The organism is Streptomyces sp. NPDC088762, from assembly GCF_044750905.1.
In the GTDB taxonomy this organism is placed as follows: Bacteria; Actinomycetota; Actinomycetes; order Streptomycetales; family Streptomycetaceae; genus Streptomyces.
In genome coordinates this window covers 74,176-99,760 of sequence record NZ_JBIVKT010000016.1, presented here as the reverse complement: position 1 = coordinate 99,760, position 25,585 = coordinate 74,176, and the positions used below count along the sequence as shown (strand labels likewise).

Sequence of the window (25,585 nt, the reverse complement as noted above, 5' to 3'; positions counted from 1 at the left end):
TCAGGCCCCGGCCGGAGCGGTCCACCCCTGCGGGGCGACGGGCGGGGTCTGCTGCCGCTCCATGATCCCGCGGCGGCGCATCTTGTTGAGGACCCAGACGTTCCCGAGGTGCATGACCCCGAGGACGAGCAGGACGACGCCGAGCTTGACCGAGAGCGCCTCGAAGAGGTCGCGGGCCTGGAGGATCTCCTGGCCCGAGCGGAGGTAGAGGGTCACGAAGCCGATGTTCACGAGGTAGAACCCGACGACGAGGAGCTGGTTGACGGCGTCCGCGAGCTTCTCGTTGCCCTGGAGTACGTCACCGATGAAGACGCGACCGTTACGGCTGAGCGTACGGGCGACCCAGACGGTGAGCCCGATGCTGATGAGCAGGTAGATGACGTACGTGACCACGGTGAGGTCCATTGCCCCAGCCCCCTTGAACGCGTTCAATTGCTTACGGGGTCGACTGTAGGGGTTCGTTTGAACATGTTCAAGTGGGGGGTTGGGGGTGGGGTTGGAGTGGGGTGGGAGTGGGGCTGGTCGGGGGTGGGGGCGGGGGTGCGCAGGGGCGGGACGGGGATGCGAAGCGGCACACGATGGGCGGCAGCCGACTTACCCGGAAGTGGTGAGGGTTTGGGGGTTTCCCGTCAGTCCCATCGTCTCTCCGGTTCGGGCCGGTCCCTCAAGGGCGCTCCCTGCGGTCGCGTCGCTTCGCGATGGCCTGCGGCCACCCTTGACCGACCGACCCGAACCGGAAAGCCGAAAGACTGCCGGGAAGCCCCCAAAAGAACGATCCACGGGTCCATGCCCATATGCGGGCCCGCCAGGGAGCCGACGACCCCGCTCCCCTAATACGGCCAAGGCCGCCTGGGAGGGCTGGACGGCACCGAGCCCCGGGCAGAGAGCCTCCGCCCGGGCCCGTTTCCCTCACACTCCGGGCCGGGGGCGGCCCAATCTGCGCCAAACGGCGGCTAGACGGGCGTCGGGGCAGGTCGGGCGGGCAGATCGCGTCAGATCGCTACGCGCTTCTCGCGGCTTGGCGTCCGGTGCCCGTCTGGGGCTGGACATAAGCCGCCCAAGATCGCTACAAGCGTCCCCGAGACCGCGACAGCGGGTAGTTTGTCCCTATTTGGCGGCTAGTTGGGGGCTGTGAAGCGTCTTGGCGGAGTGAGAGGTTGAGAAATCCGCTCTCACGCTCCGTCTGGCCCTTTCTTCGCGCGAAAACGACCCCAAGAGGCTCCCCAAGGGGTTCATTTGTGTCGCTGGTGGCTTCCGAGTGGCAGTCGGCTGGCTGTGCATGGCAGTCGGCCGACCGCAGACGCCAGCCCACGGGCACATGTGACGTCGTGGGCGCCGCCCACTTCCCCTGAAGCCCCAAGGAGCCCATTCCTGCCGCCGGATGCCATCCACTTCCCGCAGGCGCCTGCCGGCCGGACTTCTCCTCCTGGTAGGCGCGGCGAGTGGCCCGCAGGCGCCCGTCCACCGTGCGTTTACTCGCCGTAGGCGGCTTATGGGAAGCCCATGGCGGGCTGATCGCCGCCAGATTCCCCCAGCTGTGTAGCGATTTGTGGCGGCTTATGAGCAACCCAAGACGGCATGATCGCCGCCAGATCACCTCAGCTGTGTAGCGATTTGTGGCGGCTTATTCCCAGCCCCAGACGGCCGCAGGACGCCGATAAATGGGGAGCGCGTAGCGATTTGACGCGCTGGTGGGTGCGGAGGGGCTTCTCGCCGCCGTTTGGTGCAGGTTGGGCCGCCCCCGGCCCGGAGCGTGAGGGAACGGGCCCGGGCTGAGGCTGTCTGCCCGCGCCTTGGCTCTGCCCGGCTTCCTGGTTGGCTTTGGCCGGATTGGGGGAGCGGGCTCGAGCATCCCTGGCGGGCCCTTGGTCATGTCACTGAACCGGTGATCGTTCTTTTGGGGGCTTCCCGGCAGTCTTTCGGCTTTCCGGTTCGGGTCGGTCGGTCAAGGGTGGCCGTAGGCCATCGCGAAGCGACGCGACCGCAGGGAGCGCCCTTGAGGGACCGGCCCGAACCGGAGAGACGATGGGACTGACGGGAAACCCCCAAACCCTCACTGATTCCGGGTTATTGGGTGCCGCTCATCGGGTGCCGCTTCACTTTCCCGTCCCGCCCGGCAAGTTTCCGACCCTCCAGCCCCCGCCGCACCTGTCACCCCGTCCCGCCCCCGTCGCCGCGCGCGGTGGGTGGGCAACCGCCGTCCGCGGGGGCGGGGAGAGGGGGGCGGAGGCCCCGCCCGACCCCCCCTCTCCCCCTACATGCTCAGCGACCGCGCGTAGTTGATCTGGGTCATGACGCGCTGGTACGCCATCGGGTCCGTGGCCGGGAGCATCGTGGAGTGGTGGCGGCCGCCGCTGGTGACCGTGATCTGGATGTAGCCCGTGGTCTTCTTCTCCTTCATCAGGAGGAAGAGCAGGCCGAGCAGGCAGAACAGGAAGAAGATGACGGCGAGCACGATCGCGTGTGCGGGGATCTTCTCCTCCGTGCGCGAGAAGTCCGTCGCGTTCCACATCGCGCCCCTCAGCGGCATCGAGCCCGACGGGGTGATGATCTGGTCGCCGGCGATGCTGATGTCGCCGATCGAGAAGCCGGCGCCGCCCGGTGCGGCCATGGGGTAGGCGGGGGCCGGCATGCCCGCGCCCTCGGTGGTGGGCGGGTAGGGCGGGGTGGCGGGGTAGGGCTGCGGGTAGCCGTAACTGGCCTCGCCCGGGCCCCACTTGTAGTCGCCGCCCTGGCCGGGGTCGCTCGCGTAAGGATTCGGCTGCTGCTCGCTCATGCGGCCGATCCTTCCACAACGACACCCGGTCCCATACCCCGGTCAGAGAGCTGCTTCGACAATGCCCTGGACGCGCAAGACGATGTCGGTGCTCTTCGCCTCCTCGGTCGGCAGGAAGGACCAGGTGACGATCCGTCGGCCGCTGTCCGTCCCGAAAACGCCGTTGGAGTACTGGGCCATGCTGCCGGTCTTCCCCCAGACCTCGGTCCCGTCGTCCAGCTTGAAGTACGACAATCCACCCTGGCTGAACGGCAACTTGGCGGTCTTGGCGAGTGTGGGCATGACGAACAGCTGCCGCTGCTGGGCCGGCGGCAGCAGCCGGCCGCCCAGCAGCGCCTTCATGAAGCGCTCCATGTCGGGGGCGTTGGAGATCATCCCGCCCTCGGCCCACGCCCAGGGCTCCTTCGGGGTCGGCGCGGCCAGTGACGGGCTCGGCATGGACGCGTCCCCGGTCCGCGGGAGGTACGTGTGTCGCAGGCCGAGCGGGCGGGTGATGCGGCGCTGGAGCTCGTCGGCGTAGGAGCGGCCGGTGACCTTCTCGATGGCGAGGCCGAGGATGAAGTAGTTGCCGCCGTTGTACTGCTGCCTGGTGACGGGGTGTTCGGGGGCGGGGCAGCCGTCCGCGGTCCAGGCGGCGACGACCTTCTCCGGGGTCAGGCCGAGCCCGTCCTCGAGCGTCCCGCAGTGCATGCCCAGGCCGCTCGTGTGGCTCAGCAGCTGACCGATGGTGATGGGCTCCCAGCGGGCCGGGATGGTGTCCGGAAGGACCTCCCGGATCGGGGTGTCCAGGGTGAACCGGCCTTCGGCGACCAGCTGCAGCACCAGCGTGGAGGTGAACAGCTTGGTCATGCTGCCGATCCGGAAGGAAGCGGCCGGGTCCTGGGAGAGCGGGCCCGTCGCCTTCGTCCAGCGGATGCCGGGCCCGCCGGGCCCGCCGGCGCCGGAGACCCGCACCATCGTCCCGTTCGCGAGGCCGTCCGGGGTCATCAGCCTGGTCAGCTCCGCCTCGTCGAGCGAGTACCGCTGCTCCCCGCTCCCGGCGGCCGCCTGAACCCGCCCCGGCACCGATGCCGGGTCCTGCTGCCGGGCCGATGCCGGCAGGGAGCCGGCGGTGAGCGATACGAGGGCTGCGCCGGCGGCGACCAGGGTGATCCAGCGGGCCTTGGCCGTGGTCGAGCGGGAGGAGTTCGCGGGGTTCGTCATGGCTGCCATGGTGGCGCGGGGAAGATCCACTCCACATGGGGGACGCCCCCCACCCACCCCTGAGGCGCCCCTGATCCCGGGTACGGGCGAGGGCCCCGCCCCCGGGGTGAACCGGGTGCGGGGCCCTCGCCGCGCGTGCAGGCGCAGACGGGAATCAGAAGCGGCGCGTGATGAGGGCGCGCTTGACTTCCTGGATCGCCTTGGTGACCTCGATGCCACGCGGGCACGCGTCGGTGCAGTTGAAGGTCGTGCGGCAGCGCCACACGCCGTCCTTGTCGTTCAGGATCTCCAGCCGCTGCTCGCCGGCCTCGTCGCGCGAGTCGAAGATGAAGCGGTGCGCGTTGACGATCGCCGCCGGGCCGAAGTACTGGCCGTCGTTCCAGAACACCGGGCAGGAGGAGGTGCAGGCCGCGCAGAGGATGCACTTCGTCGTGTCGTCGAAGCGCTCGCGGTCCTCGGCGGACTGCAGCCGCTCACGCGTCGGCTCGTTGCCCTTGGTGACCAGGAAGGGCATGACGTCGCGGTACGCCTGGAAGAAGGGCTCCATGTCGACGACGAGGTCCTTCATCACCGTGAGGCCCTTGATGGCCTCGATGGTGATCGGCTTCTCCGGGTTGATGTCCTTGATCAGCGTCTTGCAGGCGAGCCTGTTCTTGCCGTTGATCCGCATCGCGTCGGAGCCGCAGATGCCGTGCGCGCACGAGCGGCGGAAGGTCAGCGTGCCGTCGAGGTCCCACTTGATCTTGTGGAGACCGTCGAGCACGCGCTCCTTCGGGTCGATCTCGATCTGGAAGTCCTGCCACTGCGCCTCGTCCGAGATCTCGGGGTTGTAGCGGCGGATCCGGAACGTGACCGTGATGAAGGGGGAAGCCGCGGCCGACTCCTCCATCTTGTCCATCTTGTCCGTCTTGGACAGGGTCGGGGTTCCCATCAGTACTTACGCTCCATCGGCTGGTAGCGGGTGACGACGACGGGCTTGTAGTCCAGCCGGACGGAGTCCTTGCCGTCGTCGCCGACCTCGCGGTACGCCATGGTGTGGCGCATGAAGTTGACGTCGTCGCGGTTCGGGTAGTCCTCGCGGTAGTGACCGCCGCGGGACTCCTTGCGCGCCAGCGCGGACACGGCCATGACCTCGGCCAGGTCGAGCAGGTTGCCCAGCTCGATGGCCTCCAGCAGGTCCGTGTTGAAGCGCTTGCCCTTGTCCTGGACGGACACGTTCTTGTAGCGCTCGCGCAGCTCGGCGATCTTCTCGACCGCGGTCTTGATGGTCTGCTCCGTACGGAACACCATCACGCACGCGTCCATCGTCTCCTGGAGCTCCAGGCGCAGGTCGGCGACCCGCTCCTTGCCCGTGGAGTTGCGCAGGCGCTCGACGAGCTCGGCGACGTCCTTCGCCGGGTTCTCCGGCAGCTCGACGTAGTCGTTCTCGTGGGCGTACTTCGCGGCCGCGATGCCCGAGCGCTTGCCGAAGACGTTGATGTCCAGCAGCGAGTTGGTGCCCAGGCGGTTCGCGCCGTGCACCGATACGCACGCGACCTCGCCGGCCGCGTACAGGCCGGGGACGACGGTGGTGTTGTCCGCCAGGACCTCACCCTCGACGTTGGTCGGGATGCCGCCCATGGCGTAGTGCGCGGTGGGCTGGATCGGGATCGGGTCCGTGTACGGCTCGATGCCCAGGTACGTACGCGCGAACTCGGTGATGTCCGGGAGCTTCGCGTCGAGCTGCTCCGGCGGCAGGTGCGTCAGGTCCAGGTACACGTGGTCACCGGCCGGACCGCAGCCGCGGCCCTCGCGGATCTCGGTGTAGATGGAGCGCGAGACGACGTCACGGGACGCGAGGTCCTTCATGACCGGCGCGTACTTCTCCATGAAGCGCTCGCCGTCCTTGTTGCGGAGGATGCCGCCCTCACCGCGGGCGCCCTCCGTCAGCAGGATGCCCATGCGCCAGATGCCCGTCGGGTGGAACTGGAAGAACTCCATGTCCTCGAGCGGCAGGCCGCGGCGGTAGCAGGCCGCCTGGCCGTCACCCGTGAGGGTGTGCGCGTTGGAGGTCACCTTGAAGAACTTGCCGGTGCCGCCGGAGGCGTAGATGACGGCCTTGGCCTGGAACACGTGGATCTCGCCGGTGGCGAGCTCGTACGCGACCACACCGGCCGACTTCTTGACGCCGTCCTCCTCGACCAGCAGCTGGTCCAGGACGTAGAACTCGTTGAAGAACTCCACGCCCTCCTTGACGCAGTTCTGGTACAGCGTCTGGAGGATCATGTGACCGGTGCGGTCCGCGGCGTAGCAGGACCGGCGGACCGGGGCCTCGCCGTGGTTGCGGGAGTGGCCGCCGAAGCGGCGCTGGTCGATGGTGCCGTCCGGGGTGCGGTTGAACGGCAGGCCCATCTTCTCGAGGTCGAGGACCGCGTCGATGGCCTCCTTCGCCAGGATCTCGGCGGCGTCCTGGTCGACCAGGTAGTCACCGCCCTTGACCGTGTCGAAGGTGTGCCACTCCCAGTTGTCGTCCTCCACGTTGGCCAGCGCGGCGGCCATGCCGCCCTGCGCGGCGCCCGTGTGGGAGCGGGTGGGGTAGAGCTTCGTCAGCACTGCGGTGCGGCTGCGCTTCGTCGCCTCGATGGCGGCGCGCATGCCCGCGCCACCGGCGCCGACGATGACGGTGTCGTACTTGTGGATCTTCATGAGTCGATTCGCCTCAGCCCGTGCCTAGCGGATGTTCGGGTCGAAGGTGAAGATCACCAGCGTGCCCAGAAGGATGGTGAACACCGTGGCGGTGTAGAGCAGGCCCTTCAGCCACAGCCGCGTGTTGGCGCGCTCCGCGTAGTCGTTGATGACGGTACGCAGACCGTTGGCGCCGTGCAGCATGGCCAGCCACAGCATCAGCAGGTCCCAGACCTGCCAGAACGGGGACGCCCAGCGGCCGGCCACGAAGGCGAAGCCGATCTTGGAGACGCCGCCGTCGAGCACCAGCTGGATCAGCAGGTGGCCGATGACCAGGACGACGAGCACGATGCCCGAGAGGCGCATGAAGAGCCAGGCGGCCATCTCGAAGTTGCCGCGGGTCGAGCGCGGCGTCTTGCCGGTGCGCTTGCGCGGGGCCTCGATGTAGGGCGCCGGGTTGTCGACGTCGTAGAGGGAGACACCCTCGACGTCGCCGATGACCTTGGCGGAAGAAGTGTCAGAAGACATGCGTGTCACTTCCCGAACAGTTCGAGGTACGCGTGGTTCAGGACGGGGTACACGGCCCCGGCCATCAGCACGATCCAGAGGATCACGACGCTCCAGAGCATCTGCTTCTGGTAGCGCGGGCCCTTGGACCAGAAGTCCACAGCGATGACACGGAGACCGTTGAGCGCGTGGAAGAGGATGGCGGCGACGAGGCCGTACTCCAGCAGCGCGACGATCGGGGTCTTGTAGGTAGCCACGACATCGTCGTACGCCTCGGGGGAGACGCGGACGAGAGCGGTGTCGAGGACGTGTACGAACAGGAAGAAGAAGATGAGGACGCCGGTGACTCGATGAGCCACCCAGGACCACATTCCTTCCCGGCCGCGGTACAACGTTCCAGCCGGCACGGAAAACCCTCCGGAAGCGGGGCGGGGGCCAGCCGGCTTCTTTGTCGGTCGGGCCCGGCCGGGTACGGTCCTCCGGCCCCGGACATCGTAGCGACGCTTTGTCGGTTCCCTCGCCCGGGGTCCGCCGGTGTGATCAAACAGGCACGGACGGACTATCCCACAGGGGCGAATAGCCCGATTTCCGGAGCAGACGGCCCATTCGCCGAGGTCAGTCGGAGCGTCAGGTCCAGCAGCCGGGCCTGCGCGACGCGGCGCAGCTCGTCCGCCGAGATGGCGCGCTCCTCGTCCACCTCGTGGCCCATGCGGCGCCGGATAGCGGCCAGCAGCTGGTCCGCCTGCTCCTCCGGCGGGTGCCCGGTGAGGCAGATCACGAACGCGTGGCCGAACTTCCGTTCGTACTCGGCGTGGGCCGCGTCGAGGGCCAGCAGTGCGGCGTACGGGGCGCCGTGGCCCAGCTCCGCCGAGAGCTCGGCGGCCAGTGCCTCGGACAGGTCCGACTGGGAGAGGTCGTACGAGGCCTCGTCCGCGGCGGCGAGCAGAGCGCCGGAATCGGGGTAAGGGCGGTGTGCGGCGACCCGGTGCGCCCAGCGCCGGCTGCCGCAGCACTGCATCAGGGCCGCCTGGGCGGTTTCGGGGGACAGGGTGTTGAACCGTGCCAGCCCGGAGCCGTGTGAGGAGTCGGAACTCCCCCCGGACTCTGCCCGGAAGGTGCCCCCAGGGGCCTGTGCCGGAAGGTGGCTGGACAGCAGGGGGCTCCTCGGGGCGTGGCGCGGGTGTACCGCCACGCTATCGATGCAGGGCAGGCTGTGTCGTACCCATTCGGGGATTTCACCCGGAAGTGAGCCGAAAGGATGACGTGGGCGCCGAAGGCAGGACCGAGAAGGGGAGGGCGACCGAGGCCGCCACCCCCCACAGGAGAGGCCCCGGCCGCCATCCGTCACGGGCTCGTGCGACAAGCCCGTATCCCTGTCAGCGCCCTCGGTGCGTTTTGTGTCACACCCCGCTCCGCACAGGATTGGTTGCTGGTTGTACAACTCGTGGACGAGAGGTACTGGAAAGCCGTAACGTGCTGATTTGCGCCACACGTACAGGACAGTGAACGGGTTGGGGACTTTGCTGGGGGACGACGCGGAGCTGACCGCCGCGGTGCTCGCGGCACAGGACGGCGACGAGAACGCGTTCCGTACTGTGTACCGCGCCGTGCACCCGCGCCTGCTCGGATACGTACGCACGCTCGTCGGAGACGGCGACGCGGAGGACGTGACCTCCGAGGCCTGGCTGCAGATCGCCCGCGACCTCGACTCCTTCACCGGCGACGCCGACCGCTTCCGCGGCTGGGCCGCCCGCATCGCCCGCAACCGGGCCCTGGACCACATCCGCATGCGCGGCCGCCGTCCCGCCATCGGCGGCGATGAGACGGAACTCACGGGCTGGGCCGCCGACTGCGACACCGCGGGTGCGGCGATGGAGGCCCTGTCCACCGGAACGACCATGGCGCTCATAGCCCGGCTCCCGCAGGACCAGGCGGAGGCCGTCGTCCTGCGGGTCGTGGTCGGGCTGGACGCCAAGAGTGCCGCCGAGACCCTCGGCAAGCGGCCCGGAGCGGTACGAACCGCCGCACACCGGGGCCTCAAGAAGCTGGCCGAGCTGCTCGGTGACGATCCGGACCGTGATACGGACTCGGACGTGGAGGGCCGGGTCGGCCATAATGCCGGTGGCCGGCCGCGGGACGGCGGAGGTGGGAGGGATCTCGACGCCGTACCCGCACAGCGCGGCCACGGCGGGGGCCTCGTAGAACAAACCGGTGTGACGCATTCACGTTGGCGGACGCAGAAGGACATGTGATGGCCGACGAGCGCGACAGGTGGCTGGACGGAGCCGCGGCGGAACGACTGCTGCGCGGAGAACCGGTGGAACCTGTGGGGCCGGCAGCCGATCCCCGGGCCCGCCGGGAAGCCGCCCGGCTGCGAGCCGCCCTCGACTCCCTCGACGCGCTGGGCGCCCCCGCGGCGGCCGGCACGGAACTGCCCGGCGAAGCCGCGGCACTGGCCGCCTTCCGCGCGGCGCGCGCCGCAGCCGCTCCGGCAGCGGCCGGTTCCGGGGCGGGGGCCTCCGCAGCGCCCGCCGCACCCCTGGTCGACCTCGGCCGCACCGTCATCGGCAGTGGCGGGAGCCGGGTCTGCGCAGCCCGGCGCGGCCGGCCCGTGCGGTTCGGCCTGGCCGCCGCCCTCGCGAGCATCGCGGTCGGCGGTCTGGCCGCCGCGGCGGGGGCCGGATGGCTCGACCAGCCCCTGCGCACCACCGCGGGCCCCGGTCCGGCGATGTCCGTCAGCGCGGACGGGAGCCCGACCCAGGGCGCCGACAGCGGCTCTCCCACGCTCAGCCCGCAGCTGCGGCCCTCGCTGCCGGAAGGCTCCGGGGAGTCGGGGAGCGCGGGCACGGTGCCGCCCTCGGGCGGCGCCGGAGAACGTACGGCGGACGGCGGAACGCGCGCCGGTTCCGGGGCCTCGCCGGGTGCCGGCGCGGTCGGCGGCGCCGGCAAGGACGTCAGGGGCGGCACGGACGGGAACCGGCAGGGCTTCGGCGGCGGAAGCGAAACCGAAACCCTCCTGGCGGACCGCGACCGGGACCGTGAGAACCACCGCAGGGCCGTGGACCTGTGCAAGGACTACCGGGCCGGGCACCTCAACGACGACCGGCGCAGGCGGCTCTCAGCCCTGGCCAACGGTCTCGCCCGGATCCCCTTCTACTGCGAGGCGCTGCTCGACGGCGTCACCGACAGCAGCCGCAGTGCCGCCGGCCCGGGGGACGTGGTGCTCAAGGCCCCGTCCCTGGCGCCGGCCCTGTCGGGAACCCCGACGAACGGGCGCTGAATCCGGCCCCGGCACACGCACCTGACACATGCGCTGATGTGCCTGTAACACTTTTCGAACCGGTGACGCAGTACGTAACGAGCCGACTGGTCATCGGCCGCGCATGAGCCGGGGTTCCCCCCGTACCCCTGGGCTCTGCGCAACCGGCGCGGGCGGGGCACGTTCCCCCGGCCCTGCCCGCGCCCTCTACTTCTCGACCGGCCCGCCTCCGGGCCCCGGCCTCCGGCCGACGCCCGGCCCCCGGCCCGACTCCGCGCCTCACCAGTAGACGACGACCTTGTCGCCCACCTGCACCTGGTCGAAGAGGGCCGACAGCTTCGCCTTGTCCCGGACGTTCACACAGCCGTGCGAGGCGCCGGCGTAGCCGCGGGCCGCGAAGTCGGCCGAGTAGTGCACCGCCTGGCCGCCGCTGAAGAACATCGCGTACGGCATCGGGGTGTGGTAGATCGTCGACGTCCAGTCCTTGGCCTTCCAGCCCACGTTGAACACGCCCTCGCGGGTCGGGGTGTTCTCCGAGCCGAAGCGCACGTCCATCGTGGAGACGACCTTGCCGTCGATCATCCAGGCGAGGGTGCGGCTCTCCTTGCTGATGCACATGACCCGGCCCTCCATGCAGCGCGGGTCCGGCGCGTCCGCCTCGTTGACCGCCGGCGGGCGCAGCTCGTCGGCGGTGGGCTTCTTCGTGGCGTTCTGGATCTTCTTCCAGGTGGCCTCGTCGACCGAACCGGTGGGGTTCAGGCCGTTCTTCGACTGGAAGGACTTGACCGCCGAGGTGGTCTTCGTGCCGTAGAAACCGGTCGGCGCGACCGACATCAGCTTGAGCTGCTTCAGGCGTGCCTGGAGCTCGCGCACCTGCTCGCTGTCGTCGCCGTTGGCCATGATCTGCTTCACGGTCGGCGAGGGAGAGGCGGACGGGGACGCCGAGGCGGACGGTGAGGCCGAGGGCGAGGCCGCGGGCTTGTCGTCCGTGGACGGCGACGCTTCGGGTGTGGCTCCCGCCGCGGGCGAGGACGGAGCCGTGGAAGCGGAGCCCGTGGACTCGGCCTTCTGCGGTCCGCAGGCGGTCGCGGCGAGCGCGACGGCGGTGGCCACTCCAAGCGCGCGGATTATGACTCTTTGGCGGTGCATTGCTGTCCCCCGATTTCTACGTGGTGTATCTAGGTGATGCCTCGCGCGCGTGGAGAGTTGCACTCCGCCCCGGGATGTTGCGCCATTGTGACCAGGGCCCGTACGCGGCCTTGCGAAGCGATGAGCGGCCGGGGCGTTCCCCGGCGTTCGCTGGGGGAGGTTGTATCAGCCCCGGGCCCCGTCGCTCTACGGAGGGTGTGGTCACATGGCGCACAGCGAGAGCGGTATCCCCATCGAACCCGTCTACGGGCCGGGCGATCTGACGGGGTGGGACCCGGAGACCGAACTGGGACAGCCGGGGGCATTCCCGTATACCCGGGGCATTTACCCGAACATGTACACCGGCAGGCCGTGGACCATGCGGCAGTACGCCGGTTTCGGCACGGCCGTCGAGTCCAACGCCCGGTACCGGCAGCTCATCGCGGGCGGTGGTACCGGGCTGTCCGTGGCCTTCGACCTGCCGACGCAGATGGGGCACGACTCCGACGCACCGCTCGCGCACGGCGAGGTCGGCAAGGTGGGGGTCGCCGTCGACTCCCTCGACGACATGCGGGTCCTGCTCGACGGGATCCCCCTCGACCGGGTCTCCACCTCGATGACCATCAACGCGCCCGCCGCGCTGCTCCTGCTGCTCTATCAGCTGGTCGCCGAGGAGCAGGGGATCGAGGGCGCGCAGCTGACCGGGACCATCCAGAACGACGTGCTGAAGGAGTACATCGCGCGCGGGACGTACATCTTCCCGCCCGAGCCCTCGCTCCGGCTCACCGCCGACACCTTCCGCTACTGCCGGGCCGAGATCCCCAAGTGGAACACCATTTCCATCTCCGGCTACCACATGGCCGAAGCGGGGGCCTCGCCCGTGCAGGAGGTGGCCTTCACCCTCGCCGACGGCATCGCGTACGTCCGTACGGCGTTGGCGGCGGGGATGGCGGTCGACGAGTTCGCGCCCCGGCTCTCCTTCTTCTTCGTCGCCCGCACCACCCTGCTGGAGGAGGTGGCGAAGTTCCGCGCGGCCCGCCGGATCTGGGCCCGGGTCATGCGCGAGGAGTTCGGCGCCCGGGACCCGAAGTCGATGATGCTGCGCTTCCACACCCAGACGGCCGGGGTGCAGCTGACGGCGCAGCAGCCCGAGCTGAATCTCGTACGGGTGGCCGTGCAGGCACTGGCCGCCGTGCTCGGCGGCACGCAGTCGCTGCACACCAACTCCTTCGACGAGGCCATCGCCCTGCCGACGGAGAGGTCCGCCCGGCTCGCGCTGCGCACCCAGCAGGTGCTCGCGTACGAGACGGACGTGCCGCACACCGTGGACCCCTTCGCGGGCTCGTACGCGGTGGAGCGGATGACGGACGAGCTGGAGGCGGCGGCGCTGGACCTGATGCGGAAGGTCGAGGAGCAGGGCGGGGCCGTGGCCGCGATCGAGAACGGCTTCCAGAAGGCGGAGATCGAGCGGAACGCCTACCGCATCGCGCAGGAGACCGAGAGCGGGGAGCGGGTGGTCGTCGGAGTCAACCGCTTCGCGCTGGAGCGGGAGGAGCCCTACGAGCCGCTGCGCGTGGACCCGGCGATCGAGGCGCGCCAGTGCGAGGCCCTGGCGCGGCTGCGGGCGGAACGGGACGGGGCGGCGGTGGAGGCCGCGCTCGCGGCCCTGCGGGAGGCGGCCGCGGGGACGGAGAACGTGCTGTATCCGATGAAGGAGGCGCTGCGGGCCCGGGCCACGGTGGGGGAGGTGTGCGGGGCGCTGCGGGAGGTGTGGGGGAGCTACGAGCCGTCCGCTTCCACGTGGTGAAACCCACTGCCTGACAGGTGCAACCTTATGGGACACTCCTGCCCATGCTGGGTGTGACCGATCTACCGACCTACCTCGCCGGCCTGGTGCTGATCATTCTGCTGCCGGGGCCGAACTCGCTCTACGTGCTCTCCGTCGCCGCCCGCCGCGGGGTGCGCACCGGGTACAAGGCCGCCGCAGGGGTGTTCACCGGCGACGCCGTGCTGATGCTGCTGACCGCCGTGGGCGCCGGGGCGCTGCTGCGGGCGAGTCCGCTCGTGTTCACCGTGGTGAAGTTCCTCGGAGCCGGGTACCTGGCGTGGCTGGCCGTGGGGATGATGCGCGGTGCCTGGGCGCTGTGGCGCACCCGCCGGGAGCGGGAGGAGGCGCGGGCCGCCGGCCCCGCCGAGGCGGCGGAGGGCGAGCGGCCCTACCGGCGGGCGCTGCTGATCAGCCTCCTCAACCCGAAGGCCATCCTCTTCCTGATGTCCTTCTTCGTGCAGTTCGTGGACCCGTCCTACGCGTACCCGGCGCTGTCATTCCTGGTGCTGGGCGGCCTGCTGCAGACCGGCAGCTTCCTGTACCTGACGCTGCTGATATTCGGCGGCACCCGCCTCTCGGAGGCCTTCCGCCGCCGCAAGCGGCTGTCGGCGGGGGCCACTTCGGCGGCGGGCGTGCTGTTCCTGGGCTTCGCGGCCAAGCTCGCCGTCAGCTGAGGCCCCTCACCGCAGTACGCGCCGCACGGCCCGGCTGCGCGGCAGGAAGGACAACGGGGCGGGGATGCCGCCCGGCAGTCCCAGCGAGGCCAGCCGGCGCCCGGTGACGTAGCGCCGGGTCCGCGGGGTCGGGTGCAGGGCCAGGTGGGCCTCGGCCGGTCCGGTGGCAGGAGGCACGCGGCCGCTCGGGGGCGCCGTTCAGGGCGGTCGGCGCCCTCGCCGGCGACGTCCGGCGGGCCGGGCGCCTCGTGATCGGCGACCCCTTCTCCCGCTTCGGCCCGCCCCGCCTGACCAAGGGCACCGACCTCGTCGGGACCTCGCTCGTGGAGACCGGCGTGGTGGACCCGGACCGCTACCGGGAGGCGGTGCGGGCCCTGACCCGGGAGCACGGAGCCACCCGCTACTTCGCGCACCGCCGCGAGTCCCCGGAGAAGCTGCGCGCGCTCGGCGAGGCGACGGGGCTGGAGATCGTCCGGCCGGACCTGCCGCTCGAGCTGATCGCGCGGCGCGGACCGATCGGACGTACGGTCCTCGGCTTTCCGTCCACGGTCGTCCACACCCTGCCGTACGCACTGGCCGGTACCGGTGTGACGGTCGTCGTATGCGAAATCGACCCGGAATGGCTCACCGGCTCCGCATCCCCCCGGGCCCGCAGCTCCCTCGCCGGGGTCACCGACACCGCCCGTGATGTGCACAGACTCCCAGCCCAGGCGGCTCCGGCGGCCGGATGAGCGGGCGAGTTTACCCCCCTGCCGGCCCGGTCATGCGCCAGAGGCCGGGTTTCTTTCCCCTAACGGCATGAACTTTTCGTGATCCCCGGCCAGTTGACCCGCCCGTGCGCCTACCCTTCAACGGGTGAACCAGTTGATGTCCCGCGAGTCCCAGACCGCCCAGCCCGCCGTGTCCGAGCGGCCCGAGCTGCCCGGCAAACTTCCGGACCACCTGCGTGCCGAACTGATCGCCTTCCGCCGGGACTTGCACATGCACCCGGAGCTCGGACACCAGGAATTCCGCACCACGGCTGCGATCAAGGCCCGGCTCGAGAAAGCCGGCCTGCGACCACAGGTGCTGAAGTCCGGCACGGGCCTGATCTGTGACGTGGGCACCTGGGACGGAGTACGGCCCATGCTGGCTCTGCGCGCGGACATCGACGCCCTGCCCATCCCGGACGCCAAGACGCACGTCGCGTACCGCTCGACCTTCCCGGACCGCGCCCACGCCTGCGGCCACGACGTGCACACCGCCGTCGTCCTCGGCGCCGGCCTGGTCCTCGCCGAGCTCGACCGCCAGGGCCTGCTGCCCCGGCCGGTGCGGCTGCTGTTCCAGCCCGCCGAGGAGGTGCTCCCGGGCGGGGCGACCGACGCGATCGACTCCGGGGTGCTGGACGGCGTCGGGAAGATGATCGCCGCGCACTGCGACCCCCGGGTGGACGCCGGCCGGATCGGGCTGCGGCCCGGGCCCATCACCTCGGCCTGCGACCGGCTGGAGGTCAGCCTCACCGGCTCCGGCGGGCACACCGCGCGCCCGCACCTGACCACCGACCTGGTGACGGCCGCCGCCCGCGTGGCCGTGGACGTCCCGGCCCTGCTGACCCGCCGGATGGACGCCCGTTCGGGCATGTCGGTCACCTGGGGCCGGATCGAGGCCGGGCACGCCTGCAACGTGATCCCGATGCACGCCGAGCTGTCCGGCACCGTGCGGTGCCTGGACCTGAACGCCTGGCACGAGGCCCCCGACATGATCCACGCGGCGATCGACGAGGTCGCGACCATGCACGGCGCCAAGTTCGAGATCAACCACGTCCGCGGGGTGCCGCCGGTGGTGAACGACCCGGTGGTCACCGAGCTGCTCCGCGAGGCGATGTCGGTCCGCCGCGGCGCCGAGTCGATCGAGGACACCGAGCAGAGCCTGGGCGGGGAGGACTTCTCCTGGTACCTGGAGCACGTCCCGGGCGCCATGGCCCGCCTGGGGGTCCGCGCGCCCGGCGACACGGCCAAGCGGGACCTGCACCGGGGTGATTTCGACGTGGACGAGTCCGCGATCGCCGTCGGAGTGGAGTTCTTCACCGCCGCGGCCCTGCTGGACGGGCGGCGCGCCGGGCATGTGAGGTAAAACGCGGGGCGGGGTCACTACAACATCCGCGCGCCTCCCGGCGGACGCGTCCAGCCCTTGGTACACAAGGGCTGGACGCGTGAGGAGTTACCGATCGGTCACTGTCCGGTTCGCGACGATCCGATAACGACTCATGAACGGGCCTTTAACTGACATCTACGCGCGTTACGATCGCGGCGAAACCAGCGCCGGTCGTGGCGCTTCGGTCAGGTTTTGAAGGAGCCTCCCCTTGCGCCGGATCACCAGGATCGCCACCGTGGGCATCGCGTCCGCGGCGCTGGCCCTCTCGGCCACCGCCTGTGGCGGAAAGAAGTCGTCCGACGGCGGAACCGCCGCCTCTTCCGACTCGAAGTCGGCCAGCGCCGCCATCGCGTACGACATCGGCGGCCGCGGCGACCAGTCGTTCAACGACGCCGCCTTCGCCGGTCTCGACAAGGCCGAGAAGGAGCTCAAGATCAAGGGCGCCGAGGCCGAGCCCACCGAGGGCGAGAGCGAGGCCGACAAGGTCCAGCGCCTCACCGAGCTCGCGCGCAAGGGCAACAACCCGGTCATCGGCGTCGGCTTCGCCTACGCCCCGGCCATCAAGAAGGTCTCCGAGAAGTTCCCGAAGACCACCTTCGGCCTCATCGACGACACCTCGGTGACCGGACCGAACGTCGCGAACCTGGTCTTCAACGAGGAGCAGGGCTCCTACCTGGCCGGCGTCGCCGCCGCCAAGGCCTCCAAGACCGGCACGGTCGGCTTCATCGGCGGTGTCGAGGTTCCGCTGATCAAGAAGTTCGAGGCGGGCTTCGCCCAGGGCGTCAAGGACACCAACCCGAACGCCAAGGTGCTGTCGGCCTACCTGACCCAGCCGCCGGACTTCTCCGGTTTCGCCAAGCCCGACCTGGGCAAGGCCGCCGCCAAGGGCCAGCTGGACAGCGGCGCCGACGTGGTCTACGCCGCCGCGGGCCTCGCCGGCTCCGGTGCGATCGAGGCCACCGCCACCGCCGGCAAGTGGGCCATCGGTGTCGACTCCGACCAGTACAACCAGGCCGGTCTGTCCAAGTACAAGGACAAGATCCTCACCTCGGTCACCAAGGACGTCTCCGACGCCGTCTTCAACCTGATCAAGTCGGTCCAGGACGGCAAGCCGCAGACCGGTGAGATCCGTTACGGCCTGGACAGCGACGGCGTGGGCCTGGCCGACTCGAACCCCGAGTACAAGAAGATGGCCGACGTCATCGCCGCGGTGGAGAAGGCGAAGGCCGACATCATCGCGAAGAAGATCACCGTCAAGACCGCCCCGTAAGGCCGTTCCTGACAGGTAGTCGTGGTCTCCGGGGTCCGGGAAGCGGTCTCTGCCGCTCCCGGGCCCCGTACCGCGTCCGCCCCTGAGTCCGTGATCCTTGTGGCCGGTTGGCCACAGGTTTTCACTTTCGACAGTGCTACGCGCGTAGAAGCATCATGGACGCGATACCGTCCTCTCCCGCCTCCCCGCCCTGCCGTCTGTCCCCCTGCCTCCGCTCCTTCCGCGCCAAGGAGAGTGCGTCATCAACGCGTCCAGCCCGCCCCCAGCAGTCGAACTGCACGGCATCACCAAGCGTTTCCCCGGCGTCGTCGCCAACAAGGACATCGCCATCACCGTCCGCAAGGGCACGGTCCACGCCCTCATCGGTGAGAACGGTGCCGGCAAGTCGACCCTGATGAAGATCCTCTACGGCATGCAGAAGCCGGACGAGGGCACCATCGCCATCGACGGGGAGCAGGTCACCTTCGCCAACCCCGGCGAGGCCATCGCCCGCGGTATCGGCATGGTGCACCAGCACTTCATGCTCGCCGACAACCTCACCGTCCTGGAGAACGTCGTCCTCGGCGGCGAGAAGCTCCACGGCATCGGTGCCAAGGCGCGCAAGAGGATCCTGGAGATCTCGGACGCGTACGGCCTGGGCGTGCGCCCGGACGCCCTGGTCGAGGACCTCGGTGTCGCCGACCGCCAGCGCGTGGAGATCCTCAAGGTCCTCTACCGCGGCGCCCGCACCCTCATCCTCGACGAGCCCACCGCGGTGCTCGTGCCGCAGGAGGTGGACGCGCTCTTCGACAACCTGCGCGAGCTCAAGGCCGAGGGCCTGACCGTCATCTTCATCTCGCACAAGCTGGGCGAGGTCCTGAAGGTCGCCGACGACATCACCGTCATCCGCCGGGGCACCACGGTCGGCACCGCCGACCCGAAGACCGCGACGACCAAGCAGCTCGCCGAGCTGATGGTCGGCAGCGAGCTGCCCACCCCCGAGACCCGCGAGTCGACGGTCACCAGCGTTCCGATGCTGAACGTCCAGGACCTGCGCCTGACCGCCACCGACCCGGACGGCGTCGTCCGCGAGGTGCTCGCCGGCATCGACTTCACCATCCACAAGGGCGAGGTCCTCGGCATCGCGGGTGTCGAGGGCAACGGCCAGACGGAGCTCATCGAGGCCCTCATGGGCATGAGCCTCCCGGACGGCGGCGTCATCACCCTGGACGGCAAGGACATCTCCACCACGCCGACGCGCAAGCGCCGCGAAGGCGGCATCGGCTACATCCCCGAGGACCGCCACCGCCACGCCCTGCTGCTGGAGTCCCCGCTCTGGGAGAACCGCATCCTCGGCCACGTCACCGAGGCGCCCAACTCCAGGCGGGGCATCCTCGATCCGAAGGCGGCCCGCAAGGACACCGAGCGGATCGTGCGCGAGTACGACGTCCGCACGCCCGGCATCGAGGTCACCGCGGCCTCGCTCTCCGGCGGCAACCAGCAGAAGCTGATCGTCGGCCGCGAGATGAGCCACAGCCCGAAGTTCCTCATCGCCGCCCACCCCACCCGCGGTGTGGACGTCGGCGCGCAGGCCCAGATCTGGGACGCGATCCGCGAGGCCCGCCGAGAGGGCCTGGCCGTGCTCCTGATCTCCGCGGACCTGGACGAGCTGATCGGCCTGTCCGACACCCTGCGCGTCATCTACCGCGGCCGCCTGGTCGCGGACGCCGACCCGGCGACCATCACGCCCGAGGAACTCGGCACGGCCATGACCGGTGCCGCCCGCGGACACCTGGAAGCCAACGACAACCCTTCCGCCGCTGCCGACGGTGACACGACGGAGGACGAGGCCCGATGAAGAAATTCGACAAGGACCGGCTGCTCCTCGCGGCCGCCGGCCCCGTGCTCGCACTGCTCAGCGCCTTCGTGCTGACCATGATCGTGCTGGCCGCTTCGGGCGTGGACCCGATCGAGCCGCTGCGCATCATGATCGACCAGGCCGGTTACGAGGACATCCAGGTCCTGATCGTCAACCAGGCCGGCATCTACTTCCTGGCAGCCCTGGCCGTGGCCATCGGCTTCCGGATGAACCTCTTCAACATCGGCGTCGACGGCCAGTACCGCCTCGCGGCGATGGTCTCGGCCGTGGTCGGTGCGTCGGTCTCGCTGCCCGGTCCGCTGCACATCCTGCTGATCGTGCTCGTCGCCATGGCGACCGGTGCCTTCTGGTCCGGCATCGCGGGCATCCTCAAGGCCCGGCGCGGGGTGAGCGAGGTCGTCTCCACGATCATGCTCAACGCCATCGCGACCTCCCTGATCGCCTGGCTGATCCTGCCGAAGAACTTCGGCGTCCAGCCGGCGGGCTCGAACGACCTGACCACCGGTGACATCCCCGAGTCCGGCTGGTTCCCGGCGCTGTCCCTCCCGGGCGGCGACATCTACGGCTTCACGTTCGTGGCCTTCGCGCTCGGCATCGTCTACTGGTTCGTGCTGAACCGGACCCGCTTCGGCTTCGACCTGCGCGCCTCCGGTGCCAGCGAGTCCGCCGCGCAGGCCTCCGGCGTCGAGCCCAAGAAGATGATCATGACTGCGATGCTCATCTCGGGCGCGGTCGCCGGTCTGACCGGCATGCCGCTGCTGCTCGGCGAGTCCCACACGTACAACCTGTCCTTCCCGCTGGGCATCGGCTTCACCGGCATCACCGTCGCCCTGCTCGGCCGCAACAACCCGGTCGGCATCCTCTTCTCGGCCTTCCTGCTCGCCTTCATCAAGCAGACCTCCGCCGGTCTCGACCAGAACGGCTACGCCCAGGAGATCGGCACGATCATGCAGGGCCTGATCGTGATCGCCGTCGTCGTCAGCTACGAGCTCGTCCGCCGCTACGGCATCCGCCGCCAGCAGCAGAAGGTCGGCGAAGAGCTGGCCGCCGGCCACGCCCTCACCGACAACAAGGAGGTCGCGGCGTGAGCACCAGCACCGTTTCCGCGACGAGCGCCGCGCCCAAGAAGGGCGGCGGCCGCCGCAAGCTCACCCTTCCCTGGATCCTGCTGATCATCGCGGGCGGCCTCGCCCTGATCTCGCTGGTTCGGGTCATCTCCGGCGCCGACGACCTGACGTCCGTCGGCCAGGTCTCCGGGGCCCTCCAGCTCGCCGTGCCGATCGGCCTCGCGGGCCTCGGCGGCCTGTGGGCCGAGCGTGCCGGCGTGGTCAACATCGGCCTCGAAGGCATGATGATCCTGGGCACCTGGTTCGGCGCCTGGGCCGGCTACCAGTGGGGTCCGTGGACCGGCGTCGTCATGGGGATCGTCGGCGGCGCCCTCGGCGGGCTGCTGCACGCGATCATCACCGTGACGTTCAACGTCAACCACATCGTCTCCGGTGTGGCGGTCAACATCCTGGCCGTCGGCTTCACCCAGTACCTGTCGAACTACACCTTCGACGAGGCCCCGGGCGGCTCCTCCAAGCAGTCCCCGCGCATCGAGCCGATCACCGAGATCACCATTCCGGGGCTCTCGGACGGGCTGGCCACCCTGCAGGGCAAGCACTGGTTCCTGCTCTCCGACATCGCCGGAGTCCTCGGCGGCCTGGTCACCAACCTGTCGCTCCTGACGGTCGTGGCGGTGCTGCTGGTCCCGGTCACCTGGTGGGTGCTGTGGCGGACCGCCTTCGGTCTACGCCTGCGCTCGTGCGGCGAGAACCCGATCGCCGCCGAGTCCCTCGGCGTCAACGTCTACAAGTACAAGTACATCGCCGTGATCGTCTCCGGCGCGATGGCCGGTCTCGGCGGCGCCTTCCTCGCGATCGTCTCCACCGGCATCTACCAGGAGGGCCAGACCGGCGGCCGCGGCTACATCGGTCTCGCCGCGATGATCTTCGGCAACTGGATGCCGGGCGGCATGGCCCTCGGCTCGGGCCTCTTCGGCTTCACCTACAGCCTCCGCCTGCGCGGCGGCGCGGAGAACGTCCACGCGATGCTCCTGCTCATCGCGATCCTCCTTGTGGTCGCCGTCGCCTGGCAGCTGTACAAGAAGAAGTACGTCCAGGCCGGCATCGCCGCGGCCTGCGCGGCGGGCCTCTTCCTCTGGTACGCCCTGACCGACGCCGTCCCGAGCCAGTTCGTCGACGCCGCGCCGTACGTCACCACGCTGCTGGTCCTCGCCCTGTCCGCGCAACGCCTGCGCATGCCCAAGGCGGACGGCATGCCGTACCGCAAGGGCCAGGGCAAGTGACCACGGCCCACGCGGTGGACTGGGAGGCCCTTCGGGTCGCGGCGCGCGAGGCCATGTCCCACGCGTACGCGCCCTACTCGGGCTTCCCGGTCGGCGTCGCCGCGCTGGTGGACGACGGCCGGATCGTGACCGGCTGCAACGTGGAGAACGCGAGCTACGGCCTGGGCCTGTGCGCCGAGTGCGGCCTGGTCTCCTCCCTCCAGGCCACCGGCGGCGGCCGGCTGACGCACTTCACCTGCGTCGACGGACGGGGCGAGATCCTCGTCCCGTGCGGCCGCTGCCGGCAGCTGCTCTTCGAATTCGGCGGCCCGGAACTGCTGGTGGAGACCCCGAAGGGGGTCCTCCCGCTGGCGGAGATGCTGCCGCAGGCCTTCGGGCCCGATCACTTGAGATAGCCGTGCCGACGGCCCTCCACCCCCCTGGGCGGAGGGCCGTCGCACTCCCGCAAACCCCTCTCTCTATGCGCGTAGAAAGAAGCACCTCATGGACGTCATCTCCGTCATCCGGACCAAGCGGGACCGCGGCGAGCTGAGCCCCGAGCAGATCGACTGGGTCATCGACGCCTACACGCGGGGTGTCGTGGCCGACGAGCAGATGTCGGCGCTGGCGATGGCCATCCTGCTGAACGGCATGAACCGGGCCGAGATCGCGCGCTGGACCGCCGCGATGATCGCCTCCGGCGAGCGCATGAACTTCGACTCCCTGTCCCGTCCGACCGCCGACAAGCACTCCACCGGCGGCGTCGGCGACAAGATCACCCTGCCCCTCGCCCCACTCGTCGCGGCCTGCGGTGCGGCCGTGCCCCAGCTGTCGGGCCGCGGGCTCGGCCACACCGGCGGCACCCTCGACAAGCTGGAGTCCATCCCCGGCTGGCGGGCGCTGCTCTCCAACGAGGAGATGCTGCACGTCCTGGACACCACCGGAGCGGTCATCTGCGCGGCGGGCGACGGCCTGGCCCCGGCGGACAAGAAGCTGTACGCGCTGCGCGACGTGACGGGCACGGTCGAGGCCATCCCGCTGATCGCCTCCTCGATCATGTCGAAGAAGATCGCCGAGGGCACCGGCTCGCTGGTCCTGGACGTCAAGGTCGGCAGCGGCGCCTTCATGAAGAACATCGAGGACGCCCGCGAGCTGGCGCGGACCATGGTCGGCCTGGGCACCGACTCGGGCGTCAAGACCGTCGCGCTCCTGACGGACATGTCCACCCCGCTCGGCCTGACGGCCGGCAACGCGCTCGAGGTCCGCGAGTCGGTCGAGGTCCTCGCCGGCGGCGGCCCCGCCGACGTGGTCGAGCTGACCATCGCGCTGGCCAAGGAGATGCTGGACGCGGCGGGCATCAAGGACGCCGACCCGGCGAAGGCCCTGGCCGACGGCTCCGCCATGGACCACTGGCGCCGGATGATCGCGGCCCAGGGCGGCGACCCGGACGCGGCCCTGCCGGTGGCCCGCGAGCAGCACGTGGTCACCGCCCCCGCCTCGGGCGTCCTGACCCGCCTGGACGCGTACGCGGTCGGCGTGGGCGCCTGGCGCCTCGGCGCGGGCCGCGCCCGCAAGGAGGACCCGGTGCAGGCGGGGGCCGGCATCGAGCTGCACGCCAAGCCGGGCGACGCGGTCACCGCCGGCCAGCCGCTGATGACCCTGCACACGGACACCCCGGAGAAGTTCGACTACGCGCTGGCCTCCCTGGAGGGCTCGTACGACATCGCCCCGGCGGGCACCGCGTTCTCCGCCACGCCGATCGTCCTGGACCGCATCGCCTGATCGCGGTCCCCCCCGACCCGTCGGCGCGGCTCCCCGTCCGGAGCCGCGCCGGCGTCTTCTCACAGGCCCGGCAGGGCCTCCCCGGGCCGTGGCTCGCGCCGGTGCTCCAGCCAGAACAGGTAGCCGCGCAGATAGCCCTCCAGGCCGTCGTCGATGTGGGCGACGAAGTCGCGGTGGCCCTGCGCGGCTTCGTGGTAGTGGGCCGCGTACCGCGGGTCCTCGTCGTAGGCGGCCCACTCGGCGGCCGCGGCCACCGCCCACTCCCGCACCCGGCCGCGGTCCCGCCACCAGTCACGGACGGACCCGACGGTCCAATGGTCGTCCCCGTCACAGCCGTAGGCGGTGTACAGCTCCAGCTGCGCACCCCGCACCAGGTTCCCGGTCTCGTGGACGTTCACCGGCTGGCGGAAGACGAACTCCTGCCCGTCTTCGTCATACGCGATGTGGTGCGGGGCCTCGTCGCGGCCCATCATCATGCAGTCCGTGTCTGCCCCGTAGAAGGGGCCGGGGACGTTGCGCCAGTTCCGCTCCGCCCAGACGCCCCGGAACACGGGGAAGGCGGCGTCGGCCGGCGCGAGGGAGCGGGCGGTGGGCAGCGGATCCCAGTAGGCAGGCTTCATCGCGCCATTGTCCGCACCCGCCGATGAATTGCGGACGGCCGGGGAGTCCCCCCTGCGTGGAGATCACCCGACTCGTGCTGCCCGGACCCAGCCCGACCGCGCGCGACGCCGTACTGCTGTGCGCGCGCCTGGCCCGCCTGTACGAGGACGGGGCGCGGGCGGTGGAGTGCGACGCCGGGGCCGTCACCGCGCCGGGCCTCGGTACCGTCGAGGTGCTGGCGCGGCTGCGGCTCACGGCCCGGGGCCGGCCGCTGCGCGTGACCGGCGCCGGCCCCGCGCTGCGGGCACTGCTGGACCTCGTGGGCCTCGCCGGGCTGCTCGCGGAGTCCAAGGAGCGGGAGCCGCCGTTCGGCGTCCGGGAGTAGGCCGGCCTTCCGAGTGGTTCCGGGGCGCGGGAGCGGCCGCGGTGGCGCCTAGGGGGTGTCTTACGGATCAGGCCGGGCTCGCGGTGTCCGGCACCGCGCCTCGCCGCGTTGTCCTCACTCGCCGACGCTCCGCGTCGACTCCCTCGTCCGCCTTGCGATGCACGGCACCAGACACCGCTCCCTCATCCGGCCTGATCCGTAAGACACCCCCTAGCCCAGCCGCTCGGGGAGACCGAAGAGCGGGAACCACCGCTCGGTGTCCAGGAAGGCGTTCAGCCCGACGATCTTGCCGTCCGAGATCTCCAGTACCTGGAGCGCCCACGGGGTGTGGCCCGGTCCGGAGGCCGCCGGGCGGTACTGGCCGAAGGCCGGCATGCCGTTCGCCGTCGTCGGGACCAGGCGAGAGCCCTTGCAGCCGATGCCCTGGTTCAGGTGCCAGGCCGCGATGTCGGCGCGGCCCTGGAGCCACAGGTCGAACGGCGGCATCGACAGCACCGCGTCCTCGTGCAGCAGCGTGGTGAGCCGCGTGATGTCGTACGCCTCGAAGGCGGACAGGTACTGCTCCAGCAGCTTCACCTGGGCCTCGTCCAGCGGGTCGGCGGACTCGCTCTCGCGGATCCGGGTGCCCGAGAGGGTGGCCCGCGCCCGCTGGAGGGCGCTGTTCACCGACGCGACCGTGGTGTCCAGCAGCTGCGCGACCTCGTCGGCCTTCCACGCCAGGACCTCGCGCAGGATGAGCACCGCCCGCTGCTTCGCCGGCAGGTGCTGCAGCGCCGCGACGAACGCCAGCCGGACGGACTCCTTCGCCAGGGCCATCTCCGCCGGGTCGGCGGTCTGCGGCAGCACCCGGCCGTCCGGGACCGGCTCCAGCCAGGTCACCTCGGGCCGCTCGTTCAGCACGGCGGAGGCCTGGTGCTGCGGGGCGGTCAGGTCCATTGGGCGGGCCCGCTTCTTCCCGGCGTTCAGCAGGTCCAGGCAGACGTTGGTGGCGATCCGGTACAGCCACGACCTCAGCGAGGACCGGCCCTCGAAGGTCGCGTGGCTGCGCCAGGCGCGGATGTAGGTGTCCTGCACCGCGTCCTCCGCGTCGAAGGACGAACCGAGCATCCGGTAGCAGTAGCCGGTCAGTTCGACGCGGTAGCGATCCATCGCCGCATCGAGGTCCATGTCCGTCACGAGGTCTGTCATG

The 25,585-nt window shown here is 70.4% G+C and carries 24 protein-coding genes and 1 pseudogene; 13 read left to right on the top strand and 12 right to left on the bottom strand.

What is annotated here, in order from left to right; translation table 11 throughout:
* From ACIP5M_RS28970 to ACIP5M_RS28935, 8 genes are all read right to left on the bottom strand, one after another.
* Positions 1 to 405, bottom strand: a complete 405-nt coding sequence (locus ACIP5M_RS28970; RefSeq protein ID WP_401202171.1) for a hypothetical protein — start codon at positions 403 to 405, stop codon at positions 1 to 3.
* A gap of 1,849 nt (positions 406 to 2,254) precedes the next feature.
* Positions 2,255 to 2,776 (bottom strand): hypothetical protein, encoded by a 522-nt coding sequence (locus ACIP5M_RS28965; protein WP_401202169.1) that lies wholly within the window; start codon positions 2,774 to 2,776, stop codon positions 2,255 to 2,257.
* A gap of 42 nt (positions 2,777 to 2,818) precedes the next feature.
* On the bottom strand, positions 2,819 to 3,979 hold the full coding sequence (locus tag ACIP5M_RS28960) for a serine hydrolase domain-containing protein (RefSeq protein WP_401202167.1): 1,161 nt from the start codon (positions 3,977 to 3,979) through the stop codon (positions 2,819 to 2,821).
* 154 nt (positions 3,980 to 4,133) lie between these two features.
* Positions 4,134 to 4,910 (bottom strand): succinate dehydrogenase iron-sulfur subunit, encoded by a 777-nt coding sequence (locus ACIP5M_RS28955; RefSeq protein ID WP_401202166.1) that lies wholly within the window; start codon positions 4,908 to 4,910, stop codon positions 4,134 to 4,136.
* Positions 4,910 to 6,664 (bottom strand): succinate dehydrogenase flavoprotein subunit, encoded by a 1,755-nt coding sequence (gene sdhA, locus ACIP5M_RS28950; protein ID WP_401202164.1) that lies wholly within the window; start codon positions 6,662 to 6,664, stop codon positions 4,910 to 4,912. The genes ACIP5M_RS28955 and sdhA overlap by 1 nt, the downstream gene beginning before the upstream one ends.
* A gap of 24 nt (positions 6,665 to 6,688) precedes the next feature.
* Positions 6,689 to 7,171: a succinate dehydrogenase hydrophobic membrane anchor subunit gene (locus ACIP5M_RS28945; RefSeq protein WP_046779165.1), complete on the bottom strand. Its 483-nt coding sequence runs from the start codon at positions 7,169 to 7,171 to the stop codon at positions 6,689 to 6,691.
* A 5-nt stretch (positions 7,172 to 7,176) separates the two neighbouring features.
* Positions 7,177 to 7,557: a succinate dehydrogenase, cytochrome b556 subunit gene (gene sdhC, locus ACIP5M_RS28940; protein ID WP_401202162.1), complete on the bottom strand. Its 381-nt coding sequence runs from the start codon at positions 7,555 to 7,557 to the stop codon at positions 7,177 to 7,179.
* Between the two features lie 152 nt (positions 7,558 to 7,709).
* Positions 7,710 to 8,342, bottom strand: a complete 633-nt coding sequence (locus ACIP5M_RS28935; protein WP_401202160.1) for a 2-oxo-4-hydroxy-4-carboxy-5-ureidoimidazoline decarboxylase — start codon at positions 8,340 to 8,342, stop codon at positions 7,710 to 7,712.
* A gap of 328 nt (positions 8,343 to 8,670) precedes the next feature.
* Here ACIP5M_RS28935 and ACIP5M_RS28930 point away from each other — a divergent pair, with 328 nt between their 5' ends.
* Both ACIP5M_RS28930 and ACIP5M_RS28925 read left to right on the top strand, forming a co-directional pair.
* Positions 8,671 to 9,402, top strand: a complete 732-nt coding sequence (locus ACIP5M_RS28930; protein WP_401202291.1) for an RNA polymerase sigma factor — start codon at positions 8,671 to 8,673, stop codon at positions 9,400 to 9,402.
* Positions 9,402 to 10,430, top strand: a complete 1,029-nt coding sequence (locus ACIP5M_RS28925) for a hypothetical protein (RefSeq protein ID WP_401202158.1) — start codon at positions 9,402 to 9,404, stop codon at positions 10,428 to 10,430. The genes ACIP5M_RS28930 and ACIP5M_RS28925 overlap by 1 nt, the downstream gene beginning before the upstream one ends.
* A 258-nt stretch (positions 10,431 to 10,688) precedes the next feature.
* Here ACIP5M_RS28925 and ACIP5M_RS28920 read toward each other — a convergent pair whose 3' ends face one another.
* Positions 10,689 to 11,522 (bottom strand): peptidoglycan-binding protein, encoded by an 834-nt coding sequence (locus ACIP5M_RS28920; RefSeq protein ID WP_401202156.1) that lies wholly within the window; start codon positions 11,520 to 11,522, stop codon positions 10,689 to 10,691.
* 241 nt (positions 11,523 to 11,763) lie between these two features.
* Between ACIP5M_RS28920 and ACIP5M_RS28915 the strand changes: the two genes are divergently transcribed.
* Positions 11,764 to 13,344: a methylmalonyl-CoA mutase gene (locus ACIP5M_RS28915; RefSeq protein WP_401202154.1), complete on the top strand. Its 1,581-nt coding sequence runs from the start codon at positions 11,764 to 11,766 to the stop codon at positions 13,342 to 13,344.
* Between the two features lie 44 nt (positions 13,345 to 13,388).
* The gene (gene leuE, locus ACIP5M_RS28910; protein WP_401202152.1) at positions 13,389 to 14,039 is read left to right on the top strand and encodes a leucine efflux protein LeuE; all 651 of its coding nucleotides are present in this window, start codon (positions 13,389 to 13,391) and stop codon (positions 14,037 to 14,039) included.
* Between the two features lie 6 nt (positions 14,040 to 14,045).
* On the opposite strand, the gene ACIP5M_RS28905 is transcribed toward leuE, so the two are convergent.
* A complete protein-coding gene (locus ACIP5M_RS28905; protein ID WP_401202151.1) occupies positions 14,046 to 14,216 on the bottom strand; it encodes a hypothetical protein in 171 nt (56 codons plus the stop codon).
* Between ACIP5M_RS28905 and ACIP5M_RS28900 the strand changes: the two are divergent.
* The 8 genes and pseudogenes from ACIP5M_RS28900 to ACIP5M_RS28865 form a co-directional block, all read left to right on the top strand.
* Positions 14,198 to 14,770 (top strand): annotated as a pseudogene (locus ACIP5M_RS28900) (hypothetical protein); the annotation flags it as partial. The gene ACIP5M_RS28905 and the pseudogene ACIP5M_RS28900 sit on opposite strands and share 19 nt — an antisense overlap.
* A 136-nt stretch (positions 14,771 to 14,906) precedes the next feature.
* Positions 14,907 to 16,151, top strand: coding sequence for an amidohydrolase (locus tag ACIP5M_RS28895; RefSeq protein WP_401202289.1), 1,245 nt, complete (start codon positions 14,907 to 14,909; stop codon positions 16,149 to 16,151).
* Positions 16,152 to 16,380: 229 nt separating this feature from the next.
* A complete protein-coding gene (locus tag ACIP5M_RS28890) occupies positions 16,381 to 17,442 on the top strand; it encodes a BMP family protein (protein WP_401202149.1) in 1,062 nt (353 codons plus the stop codon).
* 241 nt (positions 17,443 to 17,683) lie between these two features.
* On the top strand, positions 17,684 to 19,279 hold the full coding sequence (locus tag ACIP5M_RS28885; protein WP_401202288.1) for an ABC transporter ATP-binding protein: 1,596 nt from the start codon (positions 17,684 to 17,686) through the stop codon (positions 19,277 to 19,279).
* On the top strand, positions 19,276 to 20,388 hold the full coding sequence (locus tag ACIP5M_RS28880; RefSeq protein ID WP_401202148.1) for an ABC transporter permease: 1,113 nt from the start codon (positions 19,276 to 19,278) through the stop codon (positions 20,386 to 20,388). Before ACIP5M_RS28885 ends, ACIP5M_RS28880 begins: the two co-directional genes overlap by 4 nt.
* Positions 20,385 to 21,650, top strand: coding sequence for an ABC transporter permease (locus ACIP5M_RS28875; RefSeq protein WP_401202146.1), 1,266 nt, complete (start codon positions 20,385 to 20,387; stop codon positions 21,648 to 21,650). Before ACIP5M_RS28880 ends, ACIP5M_RS28875 begins: the two co-directional genes overlap by 4 nt.
* Complete coding sequence (locus tag ACIP5M_RS28870; RefSeq protein WP_401202144.1) at positions 21,647 to 22,045, top strand: cytidine deaminase; 399 nt, start codon at positions 21,647 to 21,649, stop codon at positions 22,043 to 22,045. Before ACIP5M_RS28875 ends, ACIP5M_RS28870 begins: the two co-directional genes overlap by 4 nt.
* Positions 22,046 to 22,133: 88 nt before the next feature.
* Positions 22,134 to 23,411 carry a thymidine phosphorylase gene (locus ACIP5M_RS28865; RefSeq protein WP_401202142.1) on the top strand — a complete coding sequence of 426 codons (1,278 nt, stop codon included), beginning with the start codon at positions 22,134 to 22,136 and terminating at the stop codon, positions 23,409 to 23,411.
* A gap of 59 nt (positions 23,412 to 23,470) precedes the next feature.
* Here ACIP5M_RS28865 and ACIP5M_RS28860 read toward each other — a convergent pair whose 3' ends face one another.
* Entirely contained in the window at positions 23,471 to 24,031 is a 561-nt protein-coding gene (locus ACIP5M_RS28860; RefSeq protein ID WP_401202140.1) for a ferredoxin, read from the bottom strand.
* 56 nt (positions 24,032 to 24,087) lie between these two features.
* Between ACIP5M_RS28860 and ACIP5M_RS28855 the strand changes: the two genes are divergently transcribed.
* Positions 24,088 to 24,396 carry an STAS domain-containing protein gene (locus ACIP5M_RS28855; protein ID WP_401202138.1) on the top strand — a complete coding sequence of 103 codons (309 nt, stop codon included), beginning with the start codon at positions 24,088 to 24,090 and terminating at the stop codon, positions 24,394 to 24,396.
* Between the two features lie 210 nt (positions 24,397 to 24,606).
* Here ACIP5M_RS28855 and ACIP5M_RS28850 read toward each other — a convergent pair whose 3' ends face one another.
* Positions 24,607 to 25,584, bottom strand: coding sequence for a sigma-70 family RNA polymerase sigma factor (locus ACIP5M_RS28850; protein WP_401202137.1), 978 nt, complete (start codon positions 25,582 to 25,584; stop codon positions 24,607 to 24,609).
* Position 25,585: the final 1 nt, after the last annotated feature.

What these genes read in the sequence shown, in the direction of transcription:
- ACIP5M_RS28965 (WP_401202169.1), bottom strand. Translation starts at nt 2,776, where the DNA reads ATGAGCGAGCAGCAGCCGAATCCTTACGCGAGCGACCCCGGCCAGGGC.
- ACIP5M_RS28860 (WP_401202140.1), bottom strand. Translation starts at nt 24,031, where the DNA reads ATGAAGCCTGCCTACTGGGATCCGCTGCCCACCGCCCGCTCCCTCGCG.
- ACIP5M_RS28955 (WP_401202166.1), bottom strand. Translation starts at nt 4,910, where the DNA reads ATGGGAACCCCGACCCTGTCCAAGACGGACAAGATGGACAAGATGGAG.
- leuE (WP_401202152.1), top strand. Translation starts at nt 13,389, where the DNA reads ATGCTGGGTGTGACCGATCTACCGACCTACCTCGCCGGCCTGGTGCTG.
- ACIP5M_RS28915 (WP_401202154.1), top strand. Translation starts at nt 11,764, where the DNA reads ATGGCGCACAGCGAGAGCGGTATCCCCATCGAACCCGTCTACGGGCCG.
- ACIP5M_RS28970 (WP_401202171.1), bottom strand. Translation starts at nt 405, where the DNA reads ATGGACCTCACCGTGGTCACGTACGTCATCTACCTGCTCATCAGCATC.
- ACIP5M_RS28865 (WP_401202142.1), top strand. Translation starts at nt 22,134, where the DNA reads ATGGACGTCATCTCCGTCATCCGGACCAAGCGGGACCGCGGCGAGCTG.
- ACIP5M_RS28880 (WP_401202148.1), top strand. Translation starts at nt 19,276, where the DNA reads ATGAAGAAATTCGACAAGGACCGGCTGCTCCTCGCGGCCGCCGGCCCC.
- ACIP5M_RS28850 (WP_401202137.1), bottom strand. Translation starts at nt 25,584, where the DNA reads ATGACAGACCTCGTGACGGACATGGACCTCGATGCGGCGATGGATCGC.
- ACIP5M_RS28925 (WP_401202158.1), top strand. Translation starts at nt 9,402, where the DNA reads ATGGCCGACGAGCGCGACAGGTGGCTGGACGGAGCCGCGGCGGAACGA.
- ACIP5M_RS28945 (WP_046779165.1), bottom strand. Translation starts at nt 7,171, where the DNA reads ATGTCTTCTGACACTTCTTCCGCCAAGGTCATCGGCGACGTCGAGGGT.
- sdhA (WP_401202164.1), bottom strand. Translation starts at nt 6,664, where the DNA reads ATGAAGATCCACAAGTACGACACCGTCATCGTCGGCGCCGGTGGCGCG.
- ACIP5M_RS28960 (WP_401202167.1), bottom strand. Translation starts at nt 3,979, where the DNA reads ATGACGAACCCCGCGAACTCCTCCCGCTCGACCACGGCCAAGGCCCGC.
- ACIP5M_RS28895 (WP_401202289.1), top strand. Translation starts at nt 14,907, where the DNA reads ATGTCCCGCGAGTCCCAGACCGCCCAGCCCGCCGTGTCCGAGCGGCCC.